We start from the raw sequence: 20,636 nt of genomic DNA, 5'->3' as shown, positions 1-20,636 counted from the left end.
AAGAAGAATAAAAGCAGGCAATTACAAATACGTAATTACCTGCCTTTTTTTAGGATTCCATTATTATCGGTAAGATCATCGGACGACGTTTTGTTTTATCAAATAAGAACTGATTGAGACCTTCTCTCATATCTTGCTTGATACCTGACCAGTCAAAAGCTTCTTTCGATAGTTTTGCTTCAACAATTTCTTTTACCAACTTGCTTGCATCTGCTAATAATTCTTCAGACTCTCGAACATACACAAAGCCTCTTGTAATAATTTCTGGCCCGGCTGAAATAATTTTTTGTTTTTTGTTTAATGTAACAACTACGAGTAATATCCCATCTTGAGATAATAATTTTCGATCTCTAAGAACAATATTACCGACATCACCTACACCACTGCCATCAATTAATACATGTCCAGTTGGTATTTTACCCACATTTTTCATTGTTCCTTTAGCTATCTCATATAATTCTCCCTTTTCAGGAATAAAAATAGCTTCACTATCCATACCAGTCGATTCGGCTACCTTCGCATGCGCTTTTAACATTCTGTATTCTCCATGAACAGGAAAGAAATATCTCGGATTCATCAAATTAATCATGAATTTAAGTTCTTCTTTACTACCATGGCTAGATGTATTAAAACTTCCTTTTCCTGATACCACATGAGCTCCGCTTCGGAACAATACATCAACTGTTTTTGATAAATAAACTTCCGATCCTCTTAAAGGAGTAGCGAAGAATATAACATAATCTCCAGATTGAATATGCACTTGACGGTGGGAGTTTTTCGTCATCTTATACAGCGCATCAATTGGGTCTCCTTGCGTACCTGTCACTAAATAAATGATTTCTTCATCTGCCAAGTTTTTCACATCATTCATAGAGACCATTACGTCTTCATATACGTCTAAAAACCCTAGTCTGATGGCGATATCATATATTTTTTGTAAGCTTCTTCCAACAATGGCTACCTTTCGGTTGGACTGTTTTGCAGCGTCAAATACTTGTTGAATCCTTATTAACTCTGACGCAAATGTAGCGACTACGACTCTTCCTTTCGCTTGATAAAAATGCTTCACTAAATCATCTAATACTTCCGCTTCAGATTTTGTATAGCCAGGCTTTTCTGCTTCTGTACTATCAGATAATAAGCACAAAACGCCATTTTCTCCAATTTTAGCCATCTTTCCAATTTCGGCTTTATAAAGGGGTCCTGCCGCTTGATCAAATTTGAAATCTCCAGTATAGACGATACTGCCTTGTGACGTATGAATACAAACCCCTACACTGTCGGGGATGCTATGGTTTGTTTTAAAAAATGAAATTTCACAATGATCAAAGTGAAGTTCGGTATCACTATGTATTTCCACGAGTTCAGCTTTCCCTTTAAATCCTTGCTCTTTCATTTTTGCTTTTGCTAACGCAATCGTAAGCTTAGTTCCGTATACCGGTACCTCAATCTGACGTAGCAAATAAGATAATGCACCGATATGATCCTCATGTCCGTGGGTTAAAAATACTCCTTGCACACGATCTTTTTGTTGAATAAGATAGGTGAAATCTGGAATAACCGTATCAATTCCTAGCATTTCGTTCTCTGGAAGCATTAAACCTGCGTCGATAACGAAAATATCATCATCAACTTCAATTATGTACATATTTTTTCCTAATTCACCAACTCCACCTAGAGCTGCTAACTTGATGCTTTCATTCTGTCTTTTCACTTATGTATCCTCCTATAGTTCATTCACCCGATCAAAATCAGTTATTCCCATTATACTTTAACTAAGAAAATAATAACAACCAAATTTATGCATTTTTGCGGTTATAAAGCAATTTATCCAGTTAAATTAGGTTTAAACATATTAGTGACGATAAAGGATGAAAGCTTTCTCTAATAGGGATAATTATTCACAATAGGAAAATCTAGTGGTTATTTAAAGAAGTGATGAAGGTTATAAGAAATGAAAAGGCTAAGGAAAACTGAGCTAATTATGTTTGGTCACTATTTTTTATTTTTTTTACGAAGAGCCCCTCTTTTCTCTCACGACAAAAAAACCTGAACAATACAAACCCGAAAGTGGGGAATGATCGTTCAGATTTTTTGCTTACTTTTTAATAATGGCAATCAGTGTGGCTCTTTCTTGTTCAGAGAGTGGTACCATTGGTAATCGCACAGAACCGACATCAAGACCTTTGACCTGCAAAGCTGTTTTAACTGGTACAGGACTTGGGGCTGCAAACATCGCTTCCATAATTGGTAGTAAGGATTGATGCAATTTTGCTGCCTCTTGATAGTGTCCATCTAAAAATGCTTGCACCATTTCTTGAATTTCAGAGCCGATTATATGTGAGGCCACGGATACGACACCAGCTCCACCAATGGATAATACAGGTAGAGCGATACCGTCATCGCCACTATATAATAAGAAATCATCATCTGTTTCAGCGATAATCTTCGTCATTGCATTAAGATCACCACTCGCTTCTTTCACAGCGACAATATTTTCAATCTTGGAAAGTTCGATAATTGTTTCTGGTGTGATATTAACAGATGATCGACCTGGGATATTATATAACATAACAGGTAAATTTGTACTTGCGGCGATCGCTTTAAAATGTTCATATAAACCTGCTTGGTTTGGCTTATTATAATAAGGAGCAACTAACATAATGGCATCTACACCAATTTCTGTTGCCTTCTTCGTTAATTCAATGGATGAATAAGTATTATTGCTACCTGTACCGGCAATAACCGGCACGCGACCATCCGTTACCTTAACTACATGTTTAAATAATGCGAGTTTTTCTTCTTTCGTTAACGTTGGTGATTCGCCTGTCGTTCCAGCAACAACAAGGGAATCTGTCCCATTCTCAATCAAATGATTGATTAACTGAGTTGTCTTCGCAAAATCAATATGTCCATTAATATCAAATGGCGTAACCATTGCTGTTGAAACTCTTCCGAATAAAACCATTTTTACACCTCTTTTTAAATAATCACTTATATCATTTCTACTTGATCTTTTTCTAAATGAAAGGCATCATGGAGTGCATTGACTGCTTTCGGTAAATCTTCTTGTTCAACTAAAACCCAAATCGTCGTATGGCTATCTGCTGATTGCATAATTCTAATGCCTTGTTCCGAAAGTGCTGTTACAATTTTAGAGGCAACACCAGGAACCCCTTGCATACCTGCACCGACCACTGAAACCTTCGCACAGCCTCTTTCCACTTTTGGATCATGACCTAATCCATTTAAAATTTGAATCGCTTGATCCGTCATTTCCTCGGTCACTGTATACGTTACGCCATGTGGATAAATATTAATGAAATCAACACTAATGCCTTCTTTGGCCATTGCCTTAAAAACCTCTGATTGGAGGTCATACTGATTTTCTTTAGCAACCACTTTAATTTGCGTAATATTTGCTACATGGGCAATCCCGGTAACCGGTCTTTCTTTTATATCTGTTCCTCTACTTTGTTTAGTAACAGCCGTAACTAGTGTACCTAAACCGTCTGTATAGGTGGAACGGATACGAATAGGAATTTTCGATTGCATCGCGATTTCAACTGCTCGTGGGTGAATAACCTTTGCACCTTGATACGCCATATTGCAAACTTCTGTATAAGTCACGACATCCAAAGAACGTGCATTCTGTGCAATGCGCGGATCAGCTGTCATAATTCCTTCAACATCTGTGAATATATCAATCCACTCCGCATTAAGGGCAGAACCTAGCGCTGCTGCTGAAGTATCACTACCTCCACGTCCAATTGTTGTTGTATCACCGTTTCTAGCTGATCCTTGAAAACCTGCAACGACAACAACATCATGTAATTCTAACTCATTTTTTAAACGTTCACATTTCATATCAATAATTTTCGCATTCATATGATCATGATTTGTACGAAAACCAGCTTGCGCACCTGTTAAAGCGGTTGCTGTTAGTTCGTTTTCTAAAAGCATATTTGTAAATACAACACTTGAAATAACTTCTCCACAAGATAGTAATAGATCTGTCTCACGTTTATTGATTTTGGCAAGGGGCGCACCAACGAGTGATAATAACGTGTCTGTTGCATAAGGGTCTCCCTTTCTTCCCATTGCAGAAACAACGACTACCACTTTGAACCCTTCTTGAACGGCATTCTTAATATGCCTTAATGCATGACTCCTGCCTTCTTCATTTTTTACCGATGTACCGCCAAATTTTTGAACGACGATTTTCATCTAAACACCTCGAGTAATTGCAATTTATTTCACTAACTTTAATTTAACAAGACTTTCTGCGATTTGTACAGAATTCCAAGCTGCACCTTTTAGTAGATTATCAGAAACGACCCACATATGGAACCCTTTTGCTTCATCTAAGTCATTGCGAATACGACCGACGAACACTTCTGATTTACCAACGCAATCAGCTGGCATTGGATAAATTTGATTGTCAGGGTCATCTTGTAGTTCTATACCTGGTGCGTTACTTAATAAAGCTTTTATATCCTTTGCGTCGATGCCTTCCTGATCAATCTCAAAATACACAGATTCAGAATGGCCAGTTCCAACGGGCAGACGAACACAAGTTGCAGCTACTGGTAAAGAAGGCAGATGCATAATTTTTTTCGTTTCATTAATCATTTTCATTTCTTCGAAGGTATAACCGTTATCAACAAACTTATCAATTTGAGGGATAGCATTAAAAGCGATTTGATAATGTTTTTTATCACCTTTTACTGGCAAAACTTCTGGTGTATATGCTTGATTATCTAAGATCGCTCTTGTTTGCTCCTGCAGTTCATCAATAGCTGCTTGCCCTGAACCAGAGACTGCTTGATACGTGGAAACAATCACCTTATTTAAACCGAATGCTTTTCTAATCGGTTCTAGCGCTACAACCATTTGGATGGTTGAACAATTAGGATTGGCAATGATGCCGTTATGATTATGCAAATCTTCTTCATTTACTTCAGGTACGATGAGTGGTGTATTTTCATCCATACGGAATGCACTTGTATTATCAACCACAATTGCTCCTCTTTTTACCGCCTCTGGAGCTAATTGCTTGGATACACTTCCTCCTGCACTAAACAAAGCAATATCTACACCTTCAAAACTATCAGGTGTAGCTTCTTCTACAGTATATTCCTTACCGTTATATTGAATCTTCTTCCCAGCTGAGCGAGACGAAGATAGTACTTTCAACGTTGATATCGGAAAAGCACGCTCTTCCAATGTTTTTAGCATTTGTTCACCTACTGCTCCTGTTGCTCCTACTACAGCTACATGGAAGTCTTTTTTCTCTGTCATAACCATTTCTCCTTCCGGCCAACATAATGATTGATATTTTTTTAGTTTACCTTTCAGCTAACAAGCAAGTGAGCGACTAACTGTCAGTCAACTATGTGAGCAAGCTAGAGATAGTATACTAAGATTATTTTATATTTTATCATATTCCCGCATTAAAAAATAAAATTTTATGAGAAAACATGGCTTATCGCCAAGTCTACTGGCGAAAGCCGTCGTCTGCTAAAAATATTTTACTTTAACGATAGAAAATATGATAAATCTCGAACTTAGTTACCATCTTTGTATCGTTCAACAATGACTGGCTGAATCTGTTCACCATTCATTGCTTTCACTATTGTATCAGATAATGCTGTCATACGGGCGACCATTGAGTTCGGTTTCTTCACTGGGTCATCTTGCCCAAATGGAATAAAATAAATATTTTTTGTTGACATTAAACGCATGAGGTTTGTGCCGTTTAAGCCAAGCGCATCGTTAGTCGATATACCTAGTACGACTGGTTTTTCATTCCGTAATGTTGCTTTGGCAGCCATAAGCACTGGAGAATCTGTCATCGCATTTGCAAATTTACTCATAGAGTTTCCTGTTAATGGGGCAACGACCATGCAATCTAATGGGATTTTCGGGCCTAACGGTTCTGCTTTTACAATAGAATCGATGACTTTATTCCCAGTCACTTCTTCTATCCTTTTAATCCAATCTTCTCCATCACCAAATCTTGTATCAGTATTTTGAACGGTAAAAGTGACGACGGGTAAGACTTCAGCTCCCGCCGCAACTAGCTTTTCTATTTCCGGAAATACGGCATCATATGTGCAATGCGACCCAGTTAAGCCGAATCCTATTTTTTTCCCTTTTAAATTCATGATTGTTTATCCTCCCTTTCATCAAAATTGGCCAAAATCAATTGTGAAAGAACATTAGCTAAAATACGTCCCGCTGTTTTCGGTGCAACGATTCCTGGAAGGCCAGGGGCTAATAGTGCCTTTACCCCACGTTTCTCTGCGTACCTAAAGTCCGTACCACCTGGTTTAGAAGCTAAATCAATAATGAGCGTATGAACAGGCATTTTCGCTATTACTGATGCCACCACGACTTGTACGGGAATTGTATTAATGCATATATCTGTATCCACAACGGCTTCTTCGATATCATTCAAATGAAAAGGCGTAAGACCCATTTCAGTTATTCTCGCTATATGCTCGCTTTTTCTAGCTCCTACTTTCACTTTAGCTCCTAAAGCATGAAATGCACGGGCTACACTCATACCTGTTCTTCCTAGTCCTAATACAGTGACATTTGATCCGTGAATGGTAAAATCAGTATGTTGAATGGCCATCATTAATGTGCCTTCAACAGTGGGAATTGAATTGTATATTGCGACATCATCACGGTTGAATAATTGAACAACTTCACGATCTGCTTTCGTTGAAATTTCTTGAAGATAAGGAGGATTAATACCAGAATAAATTTTACAATGTTGCGGTGTTTTCTTTAAGATTTCTTCATTTATCGTAATTTTTTCATTAGAGAAAATTGTATCAATCTGTCCATCTACCCCAGCCCCAGGTACTGGCAATATAATGGCGTCAATGCATGTAAAGTCCACATCATCTAACTTCTCCTTTACTGCACCAGAAAAAGCGTGGTCAAGCTGTTCAAAACCAACTAAATATAATTTTGCATCCAATTCTGTCAGCTTACGTATGACCTCAAGCTGCCTTGCATCTCCACCGATCACTGCAATTTGTAATCCTGTCAGCATGCAACACTCACCTTCTTTTAAAGAACTTTTAATGTTCTTTTACTCAATTACTTCAACATCTTATGTAGAAATGACCTATTCGGTGAGTTCTCTAACAAAGAATAGACACTAAGTTTGAATTGGCTTTGTAGAGAAGATAGAGAAAGGGGGTAAAAACAAACCTCTATTCATAAAAACCACTTTGAATAACTTAAATAGTTAGGTAGCGACTCCTTTTTCTTCACATACAATAAAATGCTAAGTGAGGAGGAAAGGAAATGAAAAATATAACAGATTCCAGATTTATTGCAACTGACGATCCGAAATCTCAGCAATTCGTTTTTCAGTTACCTAAGGAATGGGAAACAAGACCCTATGAATATGAGTGGGCAAAGAATTTTGCAGACAAAAATGATATTGTCCTCGATGCAGCTTGTGGATTGGGACACCCTTTAAAGTTTTATTTAGGTGAGAAATGCAAACACACCTTTGCCTGTGACATTGATGAAAGATTATTAGACAATAGAGCCATTTTATTAGATATGAAAGAAACATATACACATGACGAAATCCAAGAAGAACATGTGCAGCGATTGTTAAACAGTGTCTCTATGAGTTGCTGTTCCTTAACTGATTTACCATACAGTAACCAATTATTTGATAAAATCTTCTGTATTTCCGTTATTGAACATTTAAATATTGAGGATATTTATAAAAGCCTTGTAGAGTTTAAACGGGTATTAAAAGAGGATGGACTCATCATTTTAACTTGTGACTATCCAACAATCGATTTAGACATATTCAATCGAATAATAAATGAGGCAGAATTAACCTTTTTTGAAAATGTGTCCTTTACCCGACCTCCTAATGTTCTCACATCTACCATATGGGGAGAATTAAATTGTTTTCGTGCCGTTCTAAAAAAGAAAAATGGCTAAATGAATAAAGAAACGAACAACTTCCTCTCTTTTAAGAAGGAAATTGTTCGTTTTTATTTATAGCCCTTGAGGTAATTCCCCATCTGGACTAATTAAGGCTAATGAATAATCATCTGTAAAGATCTTTTTCGCCATTTCATTGACTTCGTCCATTGTCACTTCATCAATTTCTTCAATAATTTTATCTAATGTACGATGAGACCCAAGCAATAGCTCGTTTTTGCCGTTACGGCTCATGCGACTATTTGTACTTTCTAAACTTAGCATTAACCCACCTTTTAATTGTTCTTTACTGTTGACTAATTCTTTTTCTGTTATGCCATTTCGTTTCAAAACATCTAATGTGTTCTGAATTGTTTCGAAAAGAACATTCATTTGTTTCGCACCGGTACCACCATATATCGTAACCAAACCAACATCTTTAAAAGAAGAGTGATAAGAAAATACAGAGTATGCGAGGCCCTTATCTTCTCTAACATCTTGGAATAAGCGACTACTCATGCTTCCACCAAGAATATTATTTAAAACGATCAACTGATACATATCATCATGGCCCACTGGAAGCCCATTAAACCCTAAACAAAGATGCGCTTGTTCTGTTTCTTTCTTTCTTGCGATCTTATTATTATGAAATGTAGGTTTTGTTTCATTTACTGCTGGGCTACCACCTGTATATGTACCAAAATGCGACTCTACTTCTTTAATAAATGATTCAGGCACATTACCTGCTATGGAGATGACGACATTCTCAGGTATATAGTGATTATGCATATAGTCTCTTAATGTGTCACCGTTAAATGTTTCTAGTGTTTCTTCCGTTCCGAGTATCGGATATCCAAGTGAATGGTTTCCATATACGCCCTTGCTTAATACATCATGAACAATATCATCCGGCGTATCTTCATACATTTTAATTTCTTCGTATACAACATTTTTTTCTTTTTTCAACTCTTCGTTATCAAAGGCAGAGTTGAAAAACATATCAGCTAGTACATCTAACGCAAATGAAGCATGAGTATCCAGTACTTTTGCATAATAGCAAGTATATTCTTTTGATGTGAATGCGTTCACTTGTCCACCAATACTATCAAAAGACTCCGCTATCTCTCTAGCTGTTTTTGACTCTGTACCTTTAAATATCATATGTTCAAGAAAGTGGGAAATCCCATTATTCTGTTTATCTTCATTTCTTGATCCTGTTCCAATCCAAACGCCAATGGCAACAGAGCGGACAGTCGGAATATTTTCTAATACAATTCTTGTTCCATTTTTGCAAGTATATCTTTTAATCAAGCATGCTCCTCCTGTTCTGTTTGCAAGCTGTCTTTTTTTCGGATGATACGCAAGATGTTAAAAGGCTAATTAGAACAGCTGCTATCAAACATAAAGAAAAAAAGACTCATGATGGTAGAATAACATAAGTGTATCCTATTGTTGCTATATTTTGCAAAATCTCGCTTGCTATTTTTTCTTTTTTTCGTGTGACCTGATTCTTTCCTCTGACAATAAGGATGTCACTGTACCAATTTGTAAGTCTTTGTCTTTAATCCCTACAATCATTCGATCCAGTGCATTTGCTGTTGATTCTGTTGGGTGCATTAAGACCATTGAACCATTTTCTACTTTATTGACTACACGATTAATTATCGTTTCAGGTGATGGTTTTTGCCAATCTATCGTATCAACAGTCCACATCACAGTAAGTAGACCTTGCCCTTCAGCGATGTTGACGGTTTGATCACGATAACTACCACTTGGGGGAGCAAACCATTTCACTTTTTGTTCAGTCGTCGCTTCTATGACTTCGTTTGTTTTCACGATTTCTTCTTTTGTTTTTTGATCAGAAGAAACTTTTAAATCCGGATGCGTATATGAATGATTGCCAATTTCATGCCCAGCAGCAACAATCATTTTTGCTAAATCAGGGTTGTTTTGCGTCCACCTTCCTTCTAAAAAAAACGTTGCTTTTACATTATGTTTCTTTAATGTTTCCAACATTTTAGGAAGATACTCATTTCCCCAAGCTACATTAATTAATAAACTAACCATGGGTTTTTCTGGATGACCCTTATAAATCGGTGAAGGTTCTAAATCTTCTAGGTGAATCTTCGGTTTAACTTCGGTAAATACGAGTTTCTCTTTATCAAAAAACCCGTCCTTTTTCATCTTTTTATAAGATGCATTCACATCAACTTTTAATCCATTTAAGCCTGGAATCGCCTTCCATACCTTATCTATGACAGCATCCTGAGCAGGTACTTCAAACGTTTTCGCTTGCTCCTTTATTTCTATTAAAAGCGGATCCTTTTCTTTACTTACCGATATGCTTTCACTTAGTGCTAAAGACATATATTGATCTGTTAACGGGTTCGCAACGATTAAAAAGCCACAAATGACTATTAACAACAAGTATCCAATTCTTCTCATTAACACCAGCCTCCCTCTTCATTAAAATATGTTAAAGGAGGACAAGGTAGAACCGTTTAACCACTCGATAAAGCGCTTACATATTAACTGCCTTCTACAGGTAATAGAAAGCAGCCGAGGGCTCACATGAATTATAGGCAATCAACTTATATTTTTCCATAAAAAAAGAAAGAAAAAAATCAGGGAAACCCTGACTTTCTTACATTAATTTATTTATTCTCAGCTTTTTCTTTTTGTTCACGCTGCTCTTTTAATACAGCTTTACGAGAAAGGTTCACTCTACCTTGTTTATCGATTTCAGTTACTTTTACAAGGACTTCATCACCAATTGATAGCACATCTTCGACTTTTCCTACCCGCTCTTCAGCTAGTTCAGAAATATGAACAAGTCCATCTTTCCCATTAAAGATCTCTACGAAAGCACCAAATTTTTCAATGCGTTTCACTTTACCCAAATACATTTGTCCAACTTCAACTTCACGAACGATATCTTCAATGATTTTCTTCGCTTTTTGATTCATCTCTTCATCCACTGAAGAAATAAATACTGTTCCATCTTGTTCGATATCAATTTTTACGCCAGTTTCTTCAATAATTTTATTGATTTGTTTTCCACTTGGCCCAATAACATCACGAATTTTATCTGGGTTAATTGACATCATTAAGATTTTCGGTGCATATTGTGAAAGCTGTTTATTAGGTTCAGCAATCGTTGCTAGCATAGAATCAAGAATTTGCATTCTACCGATTTTTGCTTGTTGTAATGCTTCTTCTAAAATCTCTCTAGAAAGTCCATCGATTTTAATATCCATTTGTAGGGCTGTGACACCTTTACTTGTACCTGCTACTTTAAAGTCCATATCACCTAAGTGATCTTCCATTCCTTGAATATCCGTTAGAATAGAGTAATAATCACCTGATTTGATAAGACCCATCGCAATACCAGCAACTGGCGCTTTAATTGGTACACCTGCGTCCATCATTGCTAATGTACTTGCACAGATACTTGCCTGTGAAGTGGAACCATTAGATTCCAACACTTCAGAAACAAGTCGAATCGTATAAGGGAATACCTTTTCTGATGGAATAATTGGTTCTAAAGCTCTTTCTCCTAAAGCACCGTGTCCGATTTCACGACGACCAGGTCCTCTCATCGGTCCAGTTTCACCAACACTGAAATTAGGGAAATTATAGTGGTGCATAAAACGTTTTTCTTCTTCAATGCCAAGACCATCTAGAATTTGTACATCACCAAGCGCACCTAATGTACAAATGCTCAACGCTTGTGTTTGACCACGGGTAAACAGTCCTGACCCATGTGTACGTGGAAGTAGATCAATCTCAGATGACAGCGGACGAATTTCTTCTAGTCCACGTCCATCAGGTCTTACTTTATCTTCAGTAATTAAGCGGCGTACTTCTTGTTTCACAATTTTATCAAGTACTTGCTTCACTTGTTTAAGAAAATCATCATCTACTTCTTGCTCTTCAAAATGGCTAATTACTTTATCTTTGACGACTTTAATAGCCGCTTCTCTAGCATGCTTTTCTTGAACTTGAATAGCAGGAATCATATCCGCTTCACACATAGAGCGCACAGTTGCATTTATCTCTTCATCGACTTGATAAAGCGTAACTGCCATCTTTTCTTTGCCAATTTCTTCAGCAATCTTCTCTTGGAAGGCAATTAATCGTTTAATCTCTTCATGTCCAAACATAATTGCTTCAAGCATCGTTTCTTCAGGAACTTCTTCTGCCCCTGCTTCTACCATGTTAATCGCATCTTTCGTACCAGCAACGACTAAATGAATATCACTTTTTTCTGTTTGTTCTACAGAAGGGTTAATGATAAATTCATTGTCTATTCTGCCAACAGTCACACCAGCAATCGGACCGGCAAACGGAATATCAGAAACACTTAATGCAAGAGATGATCCAAACATAGCCGCCATTTCAGAAGAACAATCTTGGTCGACACTCATGACCATACTGACAACTTGAACATCGTTGCGGAAACCGTCTGGGAAAAGTGGTCGAATTGGTCTATCAATTAATCTGCTAGCTAGAATGGCTCTTTCGCTTGGACGACCTTCACGTTTAATAAAGCCGCCTGGTATTTTACCAACTGCGTATAATCTTTCCTCATAGTTTACAGTAAGTGGAAAGAAATCTAAGTTTTTCGGTTCTTTTGATGCCGTTGCTGTACTAAGCACAGCTGTATCACCATAGCGAACCAATACAGCACCGTTTGCTTGCTTTGCCAATTGTCCTATTTCAACAGACAACTTGCGTCCAGCCCAATCTATGCTGTAGATATGCTTATCTTGTCCCATATTTGTACCCCTCTCTACCATTTCACTTACAACATCATATATACTAAAGCAAAATGCCATGACATATTTTCATCATTACTACTATTATGCACACTTTTTCAAATATATAAAATAACAAAATTTTATGTAGAATAGCGTTTTTAGGCTAATAAAAAAGCGGGAAAAAATCCCGCTTCTTCAAATAAGAAGACAAACTTCTTATTATCGACGTAAACCAAGCTTATTGATTAACTCACGGTAACGTTGTACATCTTTGTTACGAAGGTAAGTTAATAGGTTACGACGTTTACCTACCATTTTTAATAGACCACGACGAGAGTGGTGATCTTTCTTATGAGTACGTAAATGTTCATTCAAATTGTTGATTTCTTCTGTAAGGACAGCGATTTGAACTTCTGGAGATCCAGTATCATTTTCATGAGTTTTGTACTCACTGATAAGTTCATTTTTACGTTCTTTAGTGATAGCCATCCGATTCACCTCCTAAAATTTCAATCCCCTGTTACTGAGCAAGCGTCGGTGACTCGACTTGCCAAGCAAAGGTTCATTAATCAATACGTTTATAAGAATACAACTTTTTTAGACAAAATGCAAGAATTAACCGTTGTTTTTTGCAAAATAATCGAGTGTTGCTTGCTTATCTTTAGCAATTTGCTCTATTAATGCTTCAATTCCATTAAACTTTCGTTCATCTCTAATATGTTGATGCCACTCCACTTCAACCTCTTCACCATATATATCTTGATCGAAATCAAAAATATGGACTTCAATAGAAGGGGCCTTTAAGTCATCATGGAAAGTCGGCTTATAGCCTAAATTACAAACCCCTCTCCACCATTTTCCTTGAACAAAAATTCTAACAGCGTATACACCTGTTGGAGGGGTGATAAATTCTTCACTCACAGCAACATTTGCTGTTGGAAAACCTAATTGTCTCCCCCGTTGATCACCTTGCACGACCGGACCAGTAACTGTATAGTATCTTCCCAAGAGCGGAGGGATTTTTTCTACACTCCCCTCTTTTAGGTAAGTCCTAATAAGTGAGGAGCTAATCTTAGCATTGTCTCTTTTCAACTGCGGAATCGTGGTTGTAGAGAAGTTCCCTTTTGCATGTGTTTTCATCGTATCCATAGTACCTTTTCCGAATTTGCCATACGTATAATCAAATCCAGCTGTTACATGTGATACATTTAAATCAATAATATACTGATCGATAAAAGCTTCTGGATCTAAATTAGCAAACGCTTTAGAAAAATGCACAATAAATAAATAATCAATGCCTAACTTTGCAACAATCTTAATTTTCTCATTTATTGGAGTGATATATCTAATTTGTTCTTGTGGATCACCTAATACAGCTGATGGATGAGGGTCAAATGTCATTACGGCACTTTTTATCCCTTGTTCATCTGCCTTATCCTTTGCATTTTGTATCACTTTCTGGTGACCAAGATGAACACCGTCAAAAAAGCCCAATGCTATTGAAAGAGGTGGCCAACTATCTTTAGTGTGGTTATGTGGATGTACTATTTTTATAACTTCCATGATCATTCACCTTTTTATATTGTTTAAACATGAAGATAGGCATACAACTTCTACTTTATGTAAAAGACCGTTTACCTTTACCTATTCACCTATGTATAGAACTTTAGTTGGCTTTATTATACCTGGTTTATCAGGATGATGAATATACAAGGCTAACGCTTGATTGTTCACAGTCTCCATTACAATAGGACCAGCTACACTCTCAAGTTCTTCAGGAGTAGGAAGAACTGCGCCATTCTTCACTTTCATTGCTACTTTATCATTTATTTGATATTTCGGCAAATAGCTAATCCCCCATTCTAACGGTTTGAGTACGTCAGCTATTCTTCCCTCGTTCATCATTTCCTCCACTTGTGATAACGTCAAACAATCCTCAATTGTAAAGTCTGCAGACCGGATACGAGTGAGATCAGACATATGGGCAGGATAACCAAGAAGTTCGCCCATCATAACGGCTAATGTTCTAATATATGTTCCTTTTCCACAAGCAACACGAAAACGAAAGGTGATTTGTTCCCCATTATAGACTTCCTGCTCATTTAGCAATGTGATACGATCAATGCGCACTTTTCTACTTGGCCGCTCCACTTCTTGCCCTAAACGTGCATATTCATAAAGCTTTTTACCATTCACTTTAACAGCAGAATACATTGGTGGTGTTTGTACAATCTCTCCAGTTAACTGCTGGAACACTGCGATAATCTCTTCTCTAGTAATCGGTTTATCCACTTTCTTCTCTTCAACTACTTCACCTGAGGCATCTTCTGTTGTTGTAGAGAATCCTATTGTGACCTCTCCTTCATACTCTTTACCTGCATCTGTAATATATTCTGCAACCTTCGTAGCACGTCCTATACAAATAGGTAATACGCCCGTTACCTCAGGGTCCAATGTTCCTGTGTGACCGACCTTTTTCGTCTTTAGAATCTTGCGTAACTTGAATACGCAATCATGAGACGTCATTCCTTTTGGCTTTAATAAAGGTAATATTCCCTCCATTTTTACGCCCCCTTTCACTAAAACTCCAATTAAGGTGAAATAAATACGGATAGACAAACGTCTATCCGCCAATCATTATTTATCCTTATCTTTGGATTGACCGTCATCTTGAATTTGATGAAGAAGTGTTTCAATGCGATTACCGTAATCGATTGATTCGTCAAATTCAAAAGTGATTTCAGGGGTTTTTCTCAAGCGAATTCTTTGACCGATTTCAGAACGGATAAACCCTTTAGCTTTAGCCAATCCTCTTAATGTATCTTCTCTTTGTTCTTCATTACCAAGAACAGAAATATAGACAGTAGCTTGTTGTAAATCACCTGTCACATGAACGTCTGTTACTGTTACAAATCCCACACGTGGATCTTTAATTTTTCGACCGATAATTTCTCCGAGCTCTTTTTTCATTTGCTCGCCAACTCTATTTGATCTTAGGCTCAATTGTTACACCTCTTTTTCAAAGCCATTCAATGTCTGTAATTGTCCGTTCTATCTCAGGAAAAGAATCAATTAATTTAAGCGCATTTGAAAGCTCCCACTCAACCGCTTGCTTACTTGAAGCTACAGCAGTTAAGGCTATTTGCGTATGCTGCCACGTATCTTGAAACCCAACTTCTGCAACAGAAACGTTAAATTTCTGTTGCAGACGAGTGAGGATTCGCTGTAATACACTTCTCTTTTCCTTTAATGAACGGGCATCATATATAATACACTCACACGAAACCAAACCTACAATCATTTACGCTCGATTTCTTGCATAATATAAGCTTCAATAATGTCGCCTTCTTTGACATCATTGTAGTTTTTAATTGTAATACCACATTCATAGTTCGTTGCTACTTCTTTGGCATCATCTTTAAAACGTTTTAACGCATCAATTTCGCCTTCGAAAATAACAACACCATCTCTAATAAGGCGGATACCAGAATCTCTAGTAATTTTACCTTCCGTAACATAAGAACCAGCAATTGTACCAATTTTTGATACTTTAAATGTTTGACGGACTTCTGCTTGACCAATAATTTTTTCTTCAAACTCTGGGTCAAGCATTCCTTTCATTGCTAATTCAATTTCTTCAATTACATTGTAAATGATACGGTGTAGACGAATATCAACATCTTCTGCTTCAGCAGCACGTTTTGCATTCGTATCAGGTCTTACGTTAAAGCCGATGACAATTGCGTTAAAGGCAGCAGCAAGCGTAATATCTGATTCATTAATGGCACCAGCACCAGTGTGCAGAATACGTACTTTAACGCCTTCTACATCGATCTTATTTAAAGCGGAAGTAAGGGCTTCAGCCGAACCTTGAACATCAGCTTTGACGACGATGTTTATGTCCTTCATTTCCCCTTCTTTCATATGCTCAAACAAGTTATCAAGGCTAACACGAGACTTCTCAGATCTTTGTGCTTGTAGAGCTAATTGTGCTCGCGCTTCCCCTACTTGGCGGGCAGACTTCTCGTCTTCTAGAACAGCAAATCTATCACCCGCTTGAGGAACATCATTCAGTCCTGTAATCTCGACAGGAGTAGATGGTCCTGCCGTCTTCACTCGACGTCCAAGGTCATTAACCATTGCACGTACGCGGCCAAATGTATTTCCGACAACAATCGGATCTCCAACCTTCAATGTTCCGTTTTGCACAAGCAATGTAGCAACTGATCCTCTACCTTTATCAAGCTGTGCTTCAATAACTGTTCCGACAGCATTACGATTAGGGTTCGCCTTATATTCTTCTACTTCACCAACAAGGAGAATCATTTCTAACAATTCGTCAATACCGTCACCTTTAATCGCTGAAATCGGTACAAAGATTGTATCTCCACCCCATGCTTCAGGAACTAGTCCATGTTCTGTTAGTTCTTGCATGACACGATCAGGATTTGCCGCTTCTTTATCCATCTTATTAACAGCAACAATAATAGGTACTTCTGCAGCTTTTGCATGGTTAATTGCTTCAATTGTCTGTGGCATCACACCATCATCCGCTGCAACAACTAAAATTGTAATATCAGTTATTTTCGCTCCACGGGCACGCATCGTTGTAAATGCCGCGTGACCAGGTGTATCTAAGAATGTAATCTTTTTACCTTTATCTTCTACTTGATAGGCTCCAATATGCTGGGTAATTCCACCAGCTTCGCCAGCAGTTACTTTAGTGTGGCGAATGGAATCAAGTAATGTCGTTTTACCATGGTCAACGTGACCCATAATCGTTACAACAGATGGACGTTCTACAAGATTAGCCTCTTCATCTTCTGTGAAATATGCTTCTAAATCTGTCACATCTACTAATACTTCTTCTTCCACGTCAACACCATATTCGCCTGCAATTAACTCAATTGAATCTTTATCTAATTCTTGGTTAATTGTTGCCATCACACCGAGCATAAATAGCTTTTTAATGATTTCTGAAGGCTCTCTATGAAGCTTCTTAGCAAGCTCACCAACAGTTAGTGATTCAGTAAAAGTGATTTTTTCTGGCAATTCTTTTACTTTTTTAGGTGCAGTTGGTTGAGGCGGTTTTTGCCCTTTATTCTTTGGTTTATTTTTTTGATTATTATTGCGATTAGGTTTTTGATTCTTATTATTATTATTTGGCTTATTTCTATTGTTGCCTTTTGGTGCACCTGCTGGTTTATTTTTCTGATTGTTTGCAGGTTGTGATTGCGCTGATTGTTGTTTTTGCGGTTGTTTCTCTTCTTGCTTATTGTAAATACCGTCTAATTTTGTTACTTCACCTGGTTCTAATGTTGTCATATGATTCGAAACCTCTATATTCATTTCCTTTAATTTCGTAATTACATCTTTACTAGATAAATTATGTTTTTTAGCATATTCGTAAACGCGAATTTTACTCATGCTTTCACCCCCGCTAGAATTAATCGAGCAACGTTAATAGCTTTTTTGCGAATCCAGCGTCTAAAACAGCCACCACTACTCTTGCTTCCTTGCCAATTGCTTGCCCTAACAATTCTCTGTCTGGGACAATCTTATAAGGAACAGCATAAGATTTACATTTGTCTGTTACTTTTTTTGTCGTATTTGCAGAAGCATCTGCAGACAACAAAACAAGTTTCGCTTTCCCTTTTCTAATCTCGCTTATAGAAAGCTCTTCACCTGAAGTGATTTTACGCGCTCGATTGGCCAAGCCAAGTAATGACATCCATTTTTTCTCATTCATTTTGGACCGTCATTTCTCCTTTTCAATAAGATCTAAAAGTTCGTTATATATGTCCTCATCCACTTGTACATCTAGATGACTAGCTAATATATTTTTCTTTTTTGCAAGTAAGATGGCTTCCTTGCTTTTTGTAAGATAGGCTCCGCGACCGGATTTCTTACCTGTCACATCAACCGAAACTTCGCCTTCTTTTGAGCGAACAATGCGTACGAGCGATTTCTTCGGCATCATTTCCCCCGTCGCTATACATTTTCTCATCGGAATTTTTCTGCTTTTGTTCACCAGCCATTCACCTCTTATTCCTTATCTTCAGGGAATGTAAAATCTTCATCTTCGTCATCTTGATGATAGCTTAAAAGTGCTTCATCTCTTGGGTATGTGCCGGCTTCTCTTGCTTCTGTCTCTGATTTAATATCAATTTTCCAACCAGTAAGCTTCGCCGCAAGTCTTGCATTTTGTCCACGTTTCCCAATAGCTAGCGATAATTGATAATCTGGTACAACAACCGTTGTCGCTTTGTCCTCTTCATTAACTACAACATCTAGTACTTTAGATGGACTTAATGCATTGGCTACAAAAACAACTGGATCACTAGACCATTTAACAATGTCAATTTTTTCACCTTTCAACTCGTTTACAACGGCTTGCACACGAGTTCCTTTAGGTCCAACACATGAACCAACTGGATCTACCTCTGGATTATCAGAATGTACAGAGATTTTTGAGCGATCTCCGGCTTCACGCGCAACTGATTTTAATTCAACAGTACCGTCATAAATTTCTGGTACTTCAATTTCAAAAAGACGCTTTAATAGTCCTGGATGTGTTCTAGAAACATAAATTTGTGGACCTTTTGTTGTTTTTTCGACTTTTGTAATAAACACTTTAATTCGATCATGCGGGCGATACTGCTCACTTGGCATCTGTTCACTTACAGGTAAAATCGCTTCAATTTTACCAAGACTAACATATATAAATTTTGCATCTTGTCTTTGGACAATGCCTGTCATGATATCTTCTTCTCGATCAATGAATTCAGAATAGATAATGCCTCTTTCTGCTTCACGAACACGTTGAGTAACGACTTGTTTGGCTGTTTGTGCTGCAATTCTACCAAAATCTTTTGGCGTTACTTCCATTTCTACAATATCTTCAACCGTATAGTTAGGATTAATCTTGCGTGCATCCTCGATAGAAATCTCTAATCTTGGATCAAACACTTCATCAACGACTTCTTTGCGGGCAAATACTTTCATTGTGCCACTACCTAAATTTAAATCAATACGGACATTTTGTGCTTGATTAAAGTTTCTACGATAAGCAGACACTAACGCGGCTTCCATTGCATCAATGATTACATCTCGCGAAATTCCTTTTTCCTTTTCAAGCAAAATAAGAGCATCTAATAATTCACTGCTCATGTGATTCATATCCCCCTTTAAATAAGTTGCGTTACGCCAATTGCTTTATTAGAAGACAATAGCTAAGCGAGCTTTTGCGATTTTTTCATACGGTAATTCTACCGTTTTCTTTCTCGTTTTAATTTTCATTTCAACTTTTACGATATGGCCATCGAAGTCTGTAAGTACACCTTCAAATGTTTTCTCTCCATCGATTGGTTCATATGTTTTTATAAATACGTTTTTACCAATCGCTTTCATGAAATCTTGTTCTTTTTTTAGAGGGCGTTCCGCTCCTGGTGAAGAGACCTCAAGGAAATAGTTATAAGGAATTGGGTCAATTTCATCTAATTTCTCACTTAAGCGTTCACTAACTAAACCACACTCTTCTATATCAACGCCTGTCTCTTTATCAATAAAGACACGAAGAAACCAGTCTTTCCCTTCCTTCACATATTCGATCTCAACTAATTCCAACTGAAGATCGCTCAAAATAGGAGTGACTAATTGTTCAACTTCTTCAGTCACTTTACTCATCTTTATCCCTCCTTCTAGCAAGATGCCTATTCATTATAAATGTAGCAGCAAACACAAGAGTTGCTGCTAATCAAGATATACCGGATCATCTTAGTAACCGATGAAAATTTTGGTTAAAAACAAGACGAAAGAGTGGGTTGCCCCACTCTTGTTTGCGAAGATATCCGTTAGTATTTCCAATAAAACTATACCATAACCATAATTTTTATGCAAATGGAATAGCTG

At 37.4% G+C, this 20,636-nt stretch carries 20 protein-coding genes; 1 reads left to right on the top strand and 19 read right to left on the bottom strand.

Translation table 11 applies throughout. The annotated features are described in order from the left end of the window. Nucleotides 1-49: 49 nt before the first annotated feature. The 6 genes from MHH73_RS09820 to dpaA all read right to left on the bottom strand — a co-directional run bounded on the left by MHH73_RS09820 (nt 50) and on the right by dpaA (nt 7,066). Complete coding sequence (locus tag MHH73_RS09820; protein WP_341066428.1) at nt 50-1,714, bottom strand: ribonuclease J; 1,665 nt, start codon at nt 1,712-1,714, stop codon at nt 50-52. A gap of 384 nt (nt 1,715-2,098) precedes the next feature. After that, nucleotides 2,099-2,968 carry a 4-hydroxy-tetrahydrodipicolinate synthase gene (dapA, locus tag MHH73_RS09815; protein ID WP_191812128.1) on the bottom strand — a complete coding sequence of 290 codons (870 nt, stop codon included), beginning with the start codon at nt 2,966-2,968 and terminating at the stop codon, nt 2,099-2,101. A gap of 26 nt (nt 2,969-2,994) precedes the next feature. Continuing rightward, the gene (gene dapG / locus MHH73_RS09810; protein WP_191812130.1) at nt 2,995-4,227 is read right to left on the bottom strand and encodes an aspartate kinase; all 1,233 of its coding nucleotides are present in this window, start codon (nt 4,225-4,227) and stop codon (nt 2,995-2,997) included. A 24-nt stretch (nt 4,228-4,251) separates the two neighbouring features. Then, on the bottom strand, nt 4,252-5,301 hold the full coding sequence (gene asd, locus MHH73_RS09805; protein WP_191812132.1) for an aspartate-semialdehyde dehydrogenase: 1,050 nt from the start codon (nt 5,299-5,301) through the stop codon (nt 4,252-4,254). 266 nt (nt 5,302-5,567) lie between these two features. Beyond that, on the bottom strand, nt 5,568-6,167 hold the full coding sequence (gene dpaB / locus MHH73_RS09800) for a dipicolinate synthase subunit B (RefSeq protein WP_191812134.1): 600 nt from the start codon (nt 6,165-6,167) through the stop codon (nt 5,568-5,570). Continuing rightward, nucleotides 6,164-7,066: a dipicolinic acid synthetase subunit A gene (gene dpaA, locus MHH73_RS09795; RefSeq protein ID WP_341066423.1), complete on the bottom strand. Its 903-nt coding sequence runs from the start codon at nt 7,064-7,066 to the stop codon at nt 6,164-6,166. Before dpaA ends, dpaB begins: the two co-directional genes overlap by 4 nt. A gap of 257 nt (nt 7,067-7,323) precedes the next feature. Between dpaA and MHH73_RS09790 the strand changes: the two genes are divergently transcribed. After that, nucleotides 7,324-7,983 (top strand): class I SAM-dependent methyltransferase, encoded by a 660-nt coding sequence (locus MHH73_RS09790; protein ID WP_191812138.1) that lies wholly within the window; start codon nt 7,324-7,326, stop codon nt 7,981-7,983. A gap of 57 nt (nt 7,984-8,040) precedes the next feature. Here MHH73_RS09790 and MHH73_RS09785 read toward each other — a convergent pair whose 3' ends face one another. The 13 genes from MHH73_RS09785 to rimP form a co-directional block, all read right to left on the bottom strand. After that, the gene (locus MHH73_RS09785) at nt 8,041-9,276 is read right to left on the bottom strand and encodes a M16 family metallopeptidase (protein ID WP_191812140.1); all 1,236 of its coding nucleotides are present in this window, start codon (nt 9,274-9,276) and stop codon (nt 8,041-8,043) included. A gap of 168 nt (nt 9,277-9,444) precedes the next feature. Further along, nucleotides 9,445-10,410: a polysaccharide deacetylase family protein gene (locus MHH73_RS09780; RefSeq protein ID WP_191812142.1), complete on the bottom strand. Its 966-nt coding sequence runs from the start codon at nt 10,408-10,410 to the stop codon at nt 9,445-9,447. Between the two features lie 209 nt (nt 10,411-10,619). Continuing rightward, a complete protein-coding gene (gene pnp, locus MHH73_RS09775; RefSeq protein WP_191812144.1) occupies nt 10,620-12,743 on the bottom strand; it encodes a polyribonucleotide nucleotidyltransferase in 2,124 nt (707 codons plus the stop codon). Nucleotides 12,744-12,944: 201 nt separating this feature from the next. Further along, nucleotides 12,945-13,214, bottom strand: coding sequence for a 30S ribosomal protein S15 (rpsO, locus tag MHH73_RS09770; RefSeq protein ID WP_095369486.1), 270 nt, complete (start codon nt 13,212-13,214; stop codon nt 12,945-12,947). Nucleotides 13,215-13,340: 126 nt separating this feature from the next. Further along, complete coding sequence (gene ribF, locus MHH73_RS09765) at nt 13,341-14,288, bottom strand: bifunctional riboflavin kinase/FAD synthetase (RefSeq protein ID WP_191812146.1); 948 nt, start codon at nt 14,286-14,288, stop codon at nt 13,341-13,343. A gap of 81 nt (nt 14,289-14,369) precedes the next feature. Then, nucleotides 14,370-15,287, bottom strand: a complete 918-nt coding sequence (gene truB, locus MHH73_RS09760) for a tRNA pseudouridine(55) synthase TruB (protein WP_191812148.1) — start codon at nt 15,285-15,287, stop codon at nt 14,370-14,372. A 75-nt stretch (nt 15,288-15,362) separates the two neighbouring features. Then, nucleotides 15,363-15,728, bottom strand: a complete 366-nt coding sequence (gene rbfA / locus MHH73_RS09755; RefSeq protein WP_191812150.1) for a 30S ribosome-binding factor RbfA — start codon at nt 15,726-15,728, stop codon at nt 15,363-15,365. Nucleotides 15,729-15,744: 16 nt separating this feature from the next. Beyond that, nucleotides 15,745-16,026: a DUF503 domain-containing protein gene (locus MHH73_RS09750; protein WP_191812152.1), complete on the bottom strand. Its 282-nt coding sequence runs from the start codon at nt 16,024-16,026 to the stop codon at nt 15,745-15,747. Further along, nucleotides 16,023-18,152 carry a translation initiation factor IF-2 gene (infB, locus tag MHH73_RS09745; protein ID WP_191812154.1) on the bottom strand — a complete coding sequence of 710 codons (2,130 nt, stop codon included), beginning with the start codon at nt 18,150-18,152 and terminating at the stop codon, nt 16,023-16,025. The genes MHH73_RS09750 and infB overlap by 4 nt, the downstream gene beginning before the upstream one ends. Nucleotides 18,153-18,171: 19 nt before the next feature. Continuing rightward, entirely contained in the window at nt 18,172-18,474 is a 303-nt protein-coding gene (locus MHH73_RS09740; protein ID WP_191812156.1) for a YlxQ family RNA-binding protein, read from the bottom strand. Nucleotides 18,475-18,483: 9 nt separating this feature from the next. Next, entirely contained in the window at nt 18,484-18,756 is a 273-nt protein-coding gene (gene rnpM, locus MHH73_RS09735) for an RNase P modulator RnpM (protein WP_095369493.1), read from the bottom strand. A 14-nt stretch (nt 18,757-18,770) separates the two neighbouring features. Then, nucleotides 18,771-19,895 (bottom strand): transcription termination factor NusA, encoded by a 1,125-nt coding sequence (nusA, locus tag MHH73_RS09730; protein WP_191812158.1) that lies wholly within the window; start codon nt 19,893-19,895, stop codon nt 18,771-18,773. A gap of 48 nt (nt 19,896-19,943) precedes the next feature. After that, a complete protein-coding gene (gene rimP, locus MHH73_RS09725) occupies nt 19,944-20,411 on the bottom strand; it encodes a ribosome maturation factor RimP (RefSeq protein WP_191812161.1) in 468 nt (155 codons plus the stop codon). Nucleotides 20,412-20,636 lie beyond the last annotated feature (225 nt).

The organism is Cytobacillus sp. FSL K6-0265, from assembly GCF_038003465.1.
Lineage (GTDB): Bacteria > Bacillota > Bacilli > Bacillales > Cytobacillaceae > Cytobacillus > Cytobacillus stercorigallinarum.
The sequence above is the reverse complement of the archived record's forward strand: the minus strand, read 5'-3'. Positions and strand labels throughout refer to the sequence as shown.

Bases quoted from the DNA above. Each gene is read 5' to 3' on its own strand.
- truB (WP_191812148.1), bottom strand. From the start codon at position 15,287: ATGGAGGGAATATTACCTTTATTAAAGCCAAAAGGAATGACGTCTCAT.
- dapG (WP_191812130.1), bottom strand. From the start codon at position 4,227: ATGAAAATCGTCGTTCAAAAATTTGGCGGTACATCGGTAAAAAATGAA.
- MHH73_RS09790 (WP_191812138.1), top strand. From the start codon at position 7,324: ATGAAAAATATAACAGATTCCAGATTTATTGCAACTGACGATCCGAAA.
- rpsO (WP_095369486.1), bottom strand. From the start codon at position 13,214: ATGGCTATCACTAAAGAACGTAAAAATGAACTTATCAGTGAGTACAAA.
- dapA (WP_191812128.1), bottom strand. From the start codon at position 2,968: ATGGTTTTATTCGGAAGAGTTTCAACAGCAATGGTTACGCCATTTGAT.
- rimP (WP_191812161.1), bottom strand. From the start codon at position 20,411: ATGAGTAAAGTGACTGAAGAAGTTGAACAATTAGTCACTCCTATTTTG.
- infB (WP_191812154.1), bottom strand. From the start codon at position 18,152: ATGAGTAAAATTCGCGTTTACGAATATGCTAAAAAACATAATTTATCT.
- asd (WP_191812132.1), bottom strand. From the start codon at position 5,301: ATGACAGAGAAAAAAGACTTCCATGTAGCTGTAGTAGGAGCAACAGGA.
- pnp (WP_191812144.1), bottom strand. From the start codon at position 12,743: ATGGGACAAGATAAGCATATCTACAGCATAGATTGGGCTGGACGCAAG.
- dpaB (WP_191812134.1), bottom strand. From the start codon at position 6,167: ATGAATTTAAAAGGGAAAAAAATAGGATTCGGCTTAACTGGGTCGCAT.
- nusA (WP_191812158.1), bottom strand. From the start codon at position 19,895: ATGAGCAGTGAATTATTAGATGCTCTTATTTTGCTTGAAAAGGAAAAA.
- MHH73_RS09750 (WP_191812152.1), bottom strand. From the start codon at position 16,026: ATGATTGTAGGTTTGGTTTCGTGTGAGTGTATTATATATGATGCCCGT.
- MHH73_RS09740 (WP_191812156.1), bottom strand. From the start codon at position 18,474: ATGAATGAGAAAAAATGGATGTCATTACTTGGCTTGGCCAATCGAGCG.
- MHH73_RS09780 (WP_191812142.1), bottom strand. From the start codon at position 10,410: ATGAGAAGAATTGGATACTTGTTGTTAATAGTCATTTGTGGCTTTTTA.
- dpaA (WP_341066423.1), bottom strand. From the start codon at position 7,066: ATGCTGACAGGATTACAAATTGCAGTGATCGGTGGAGATGCAAGGCAG.
- ribF (WP_191812146.1), bottom strand. From the start codon at position 14,288: ATGGAAGTTATAAAAATAGTACATCCACATAACCACACTAAAGATAGT.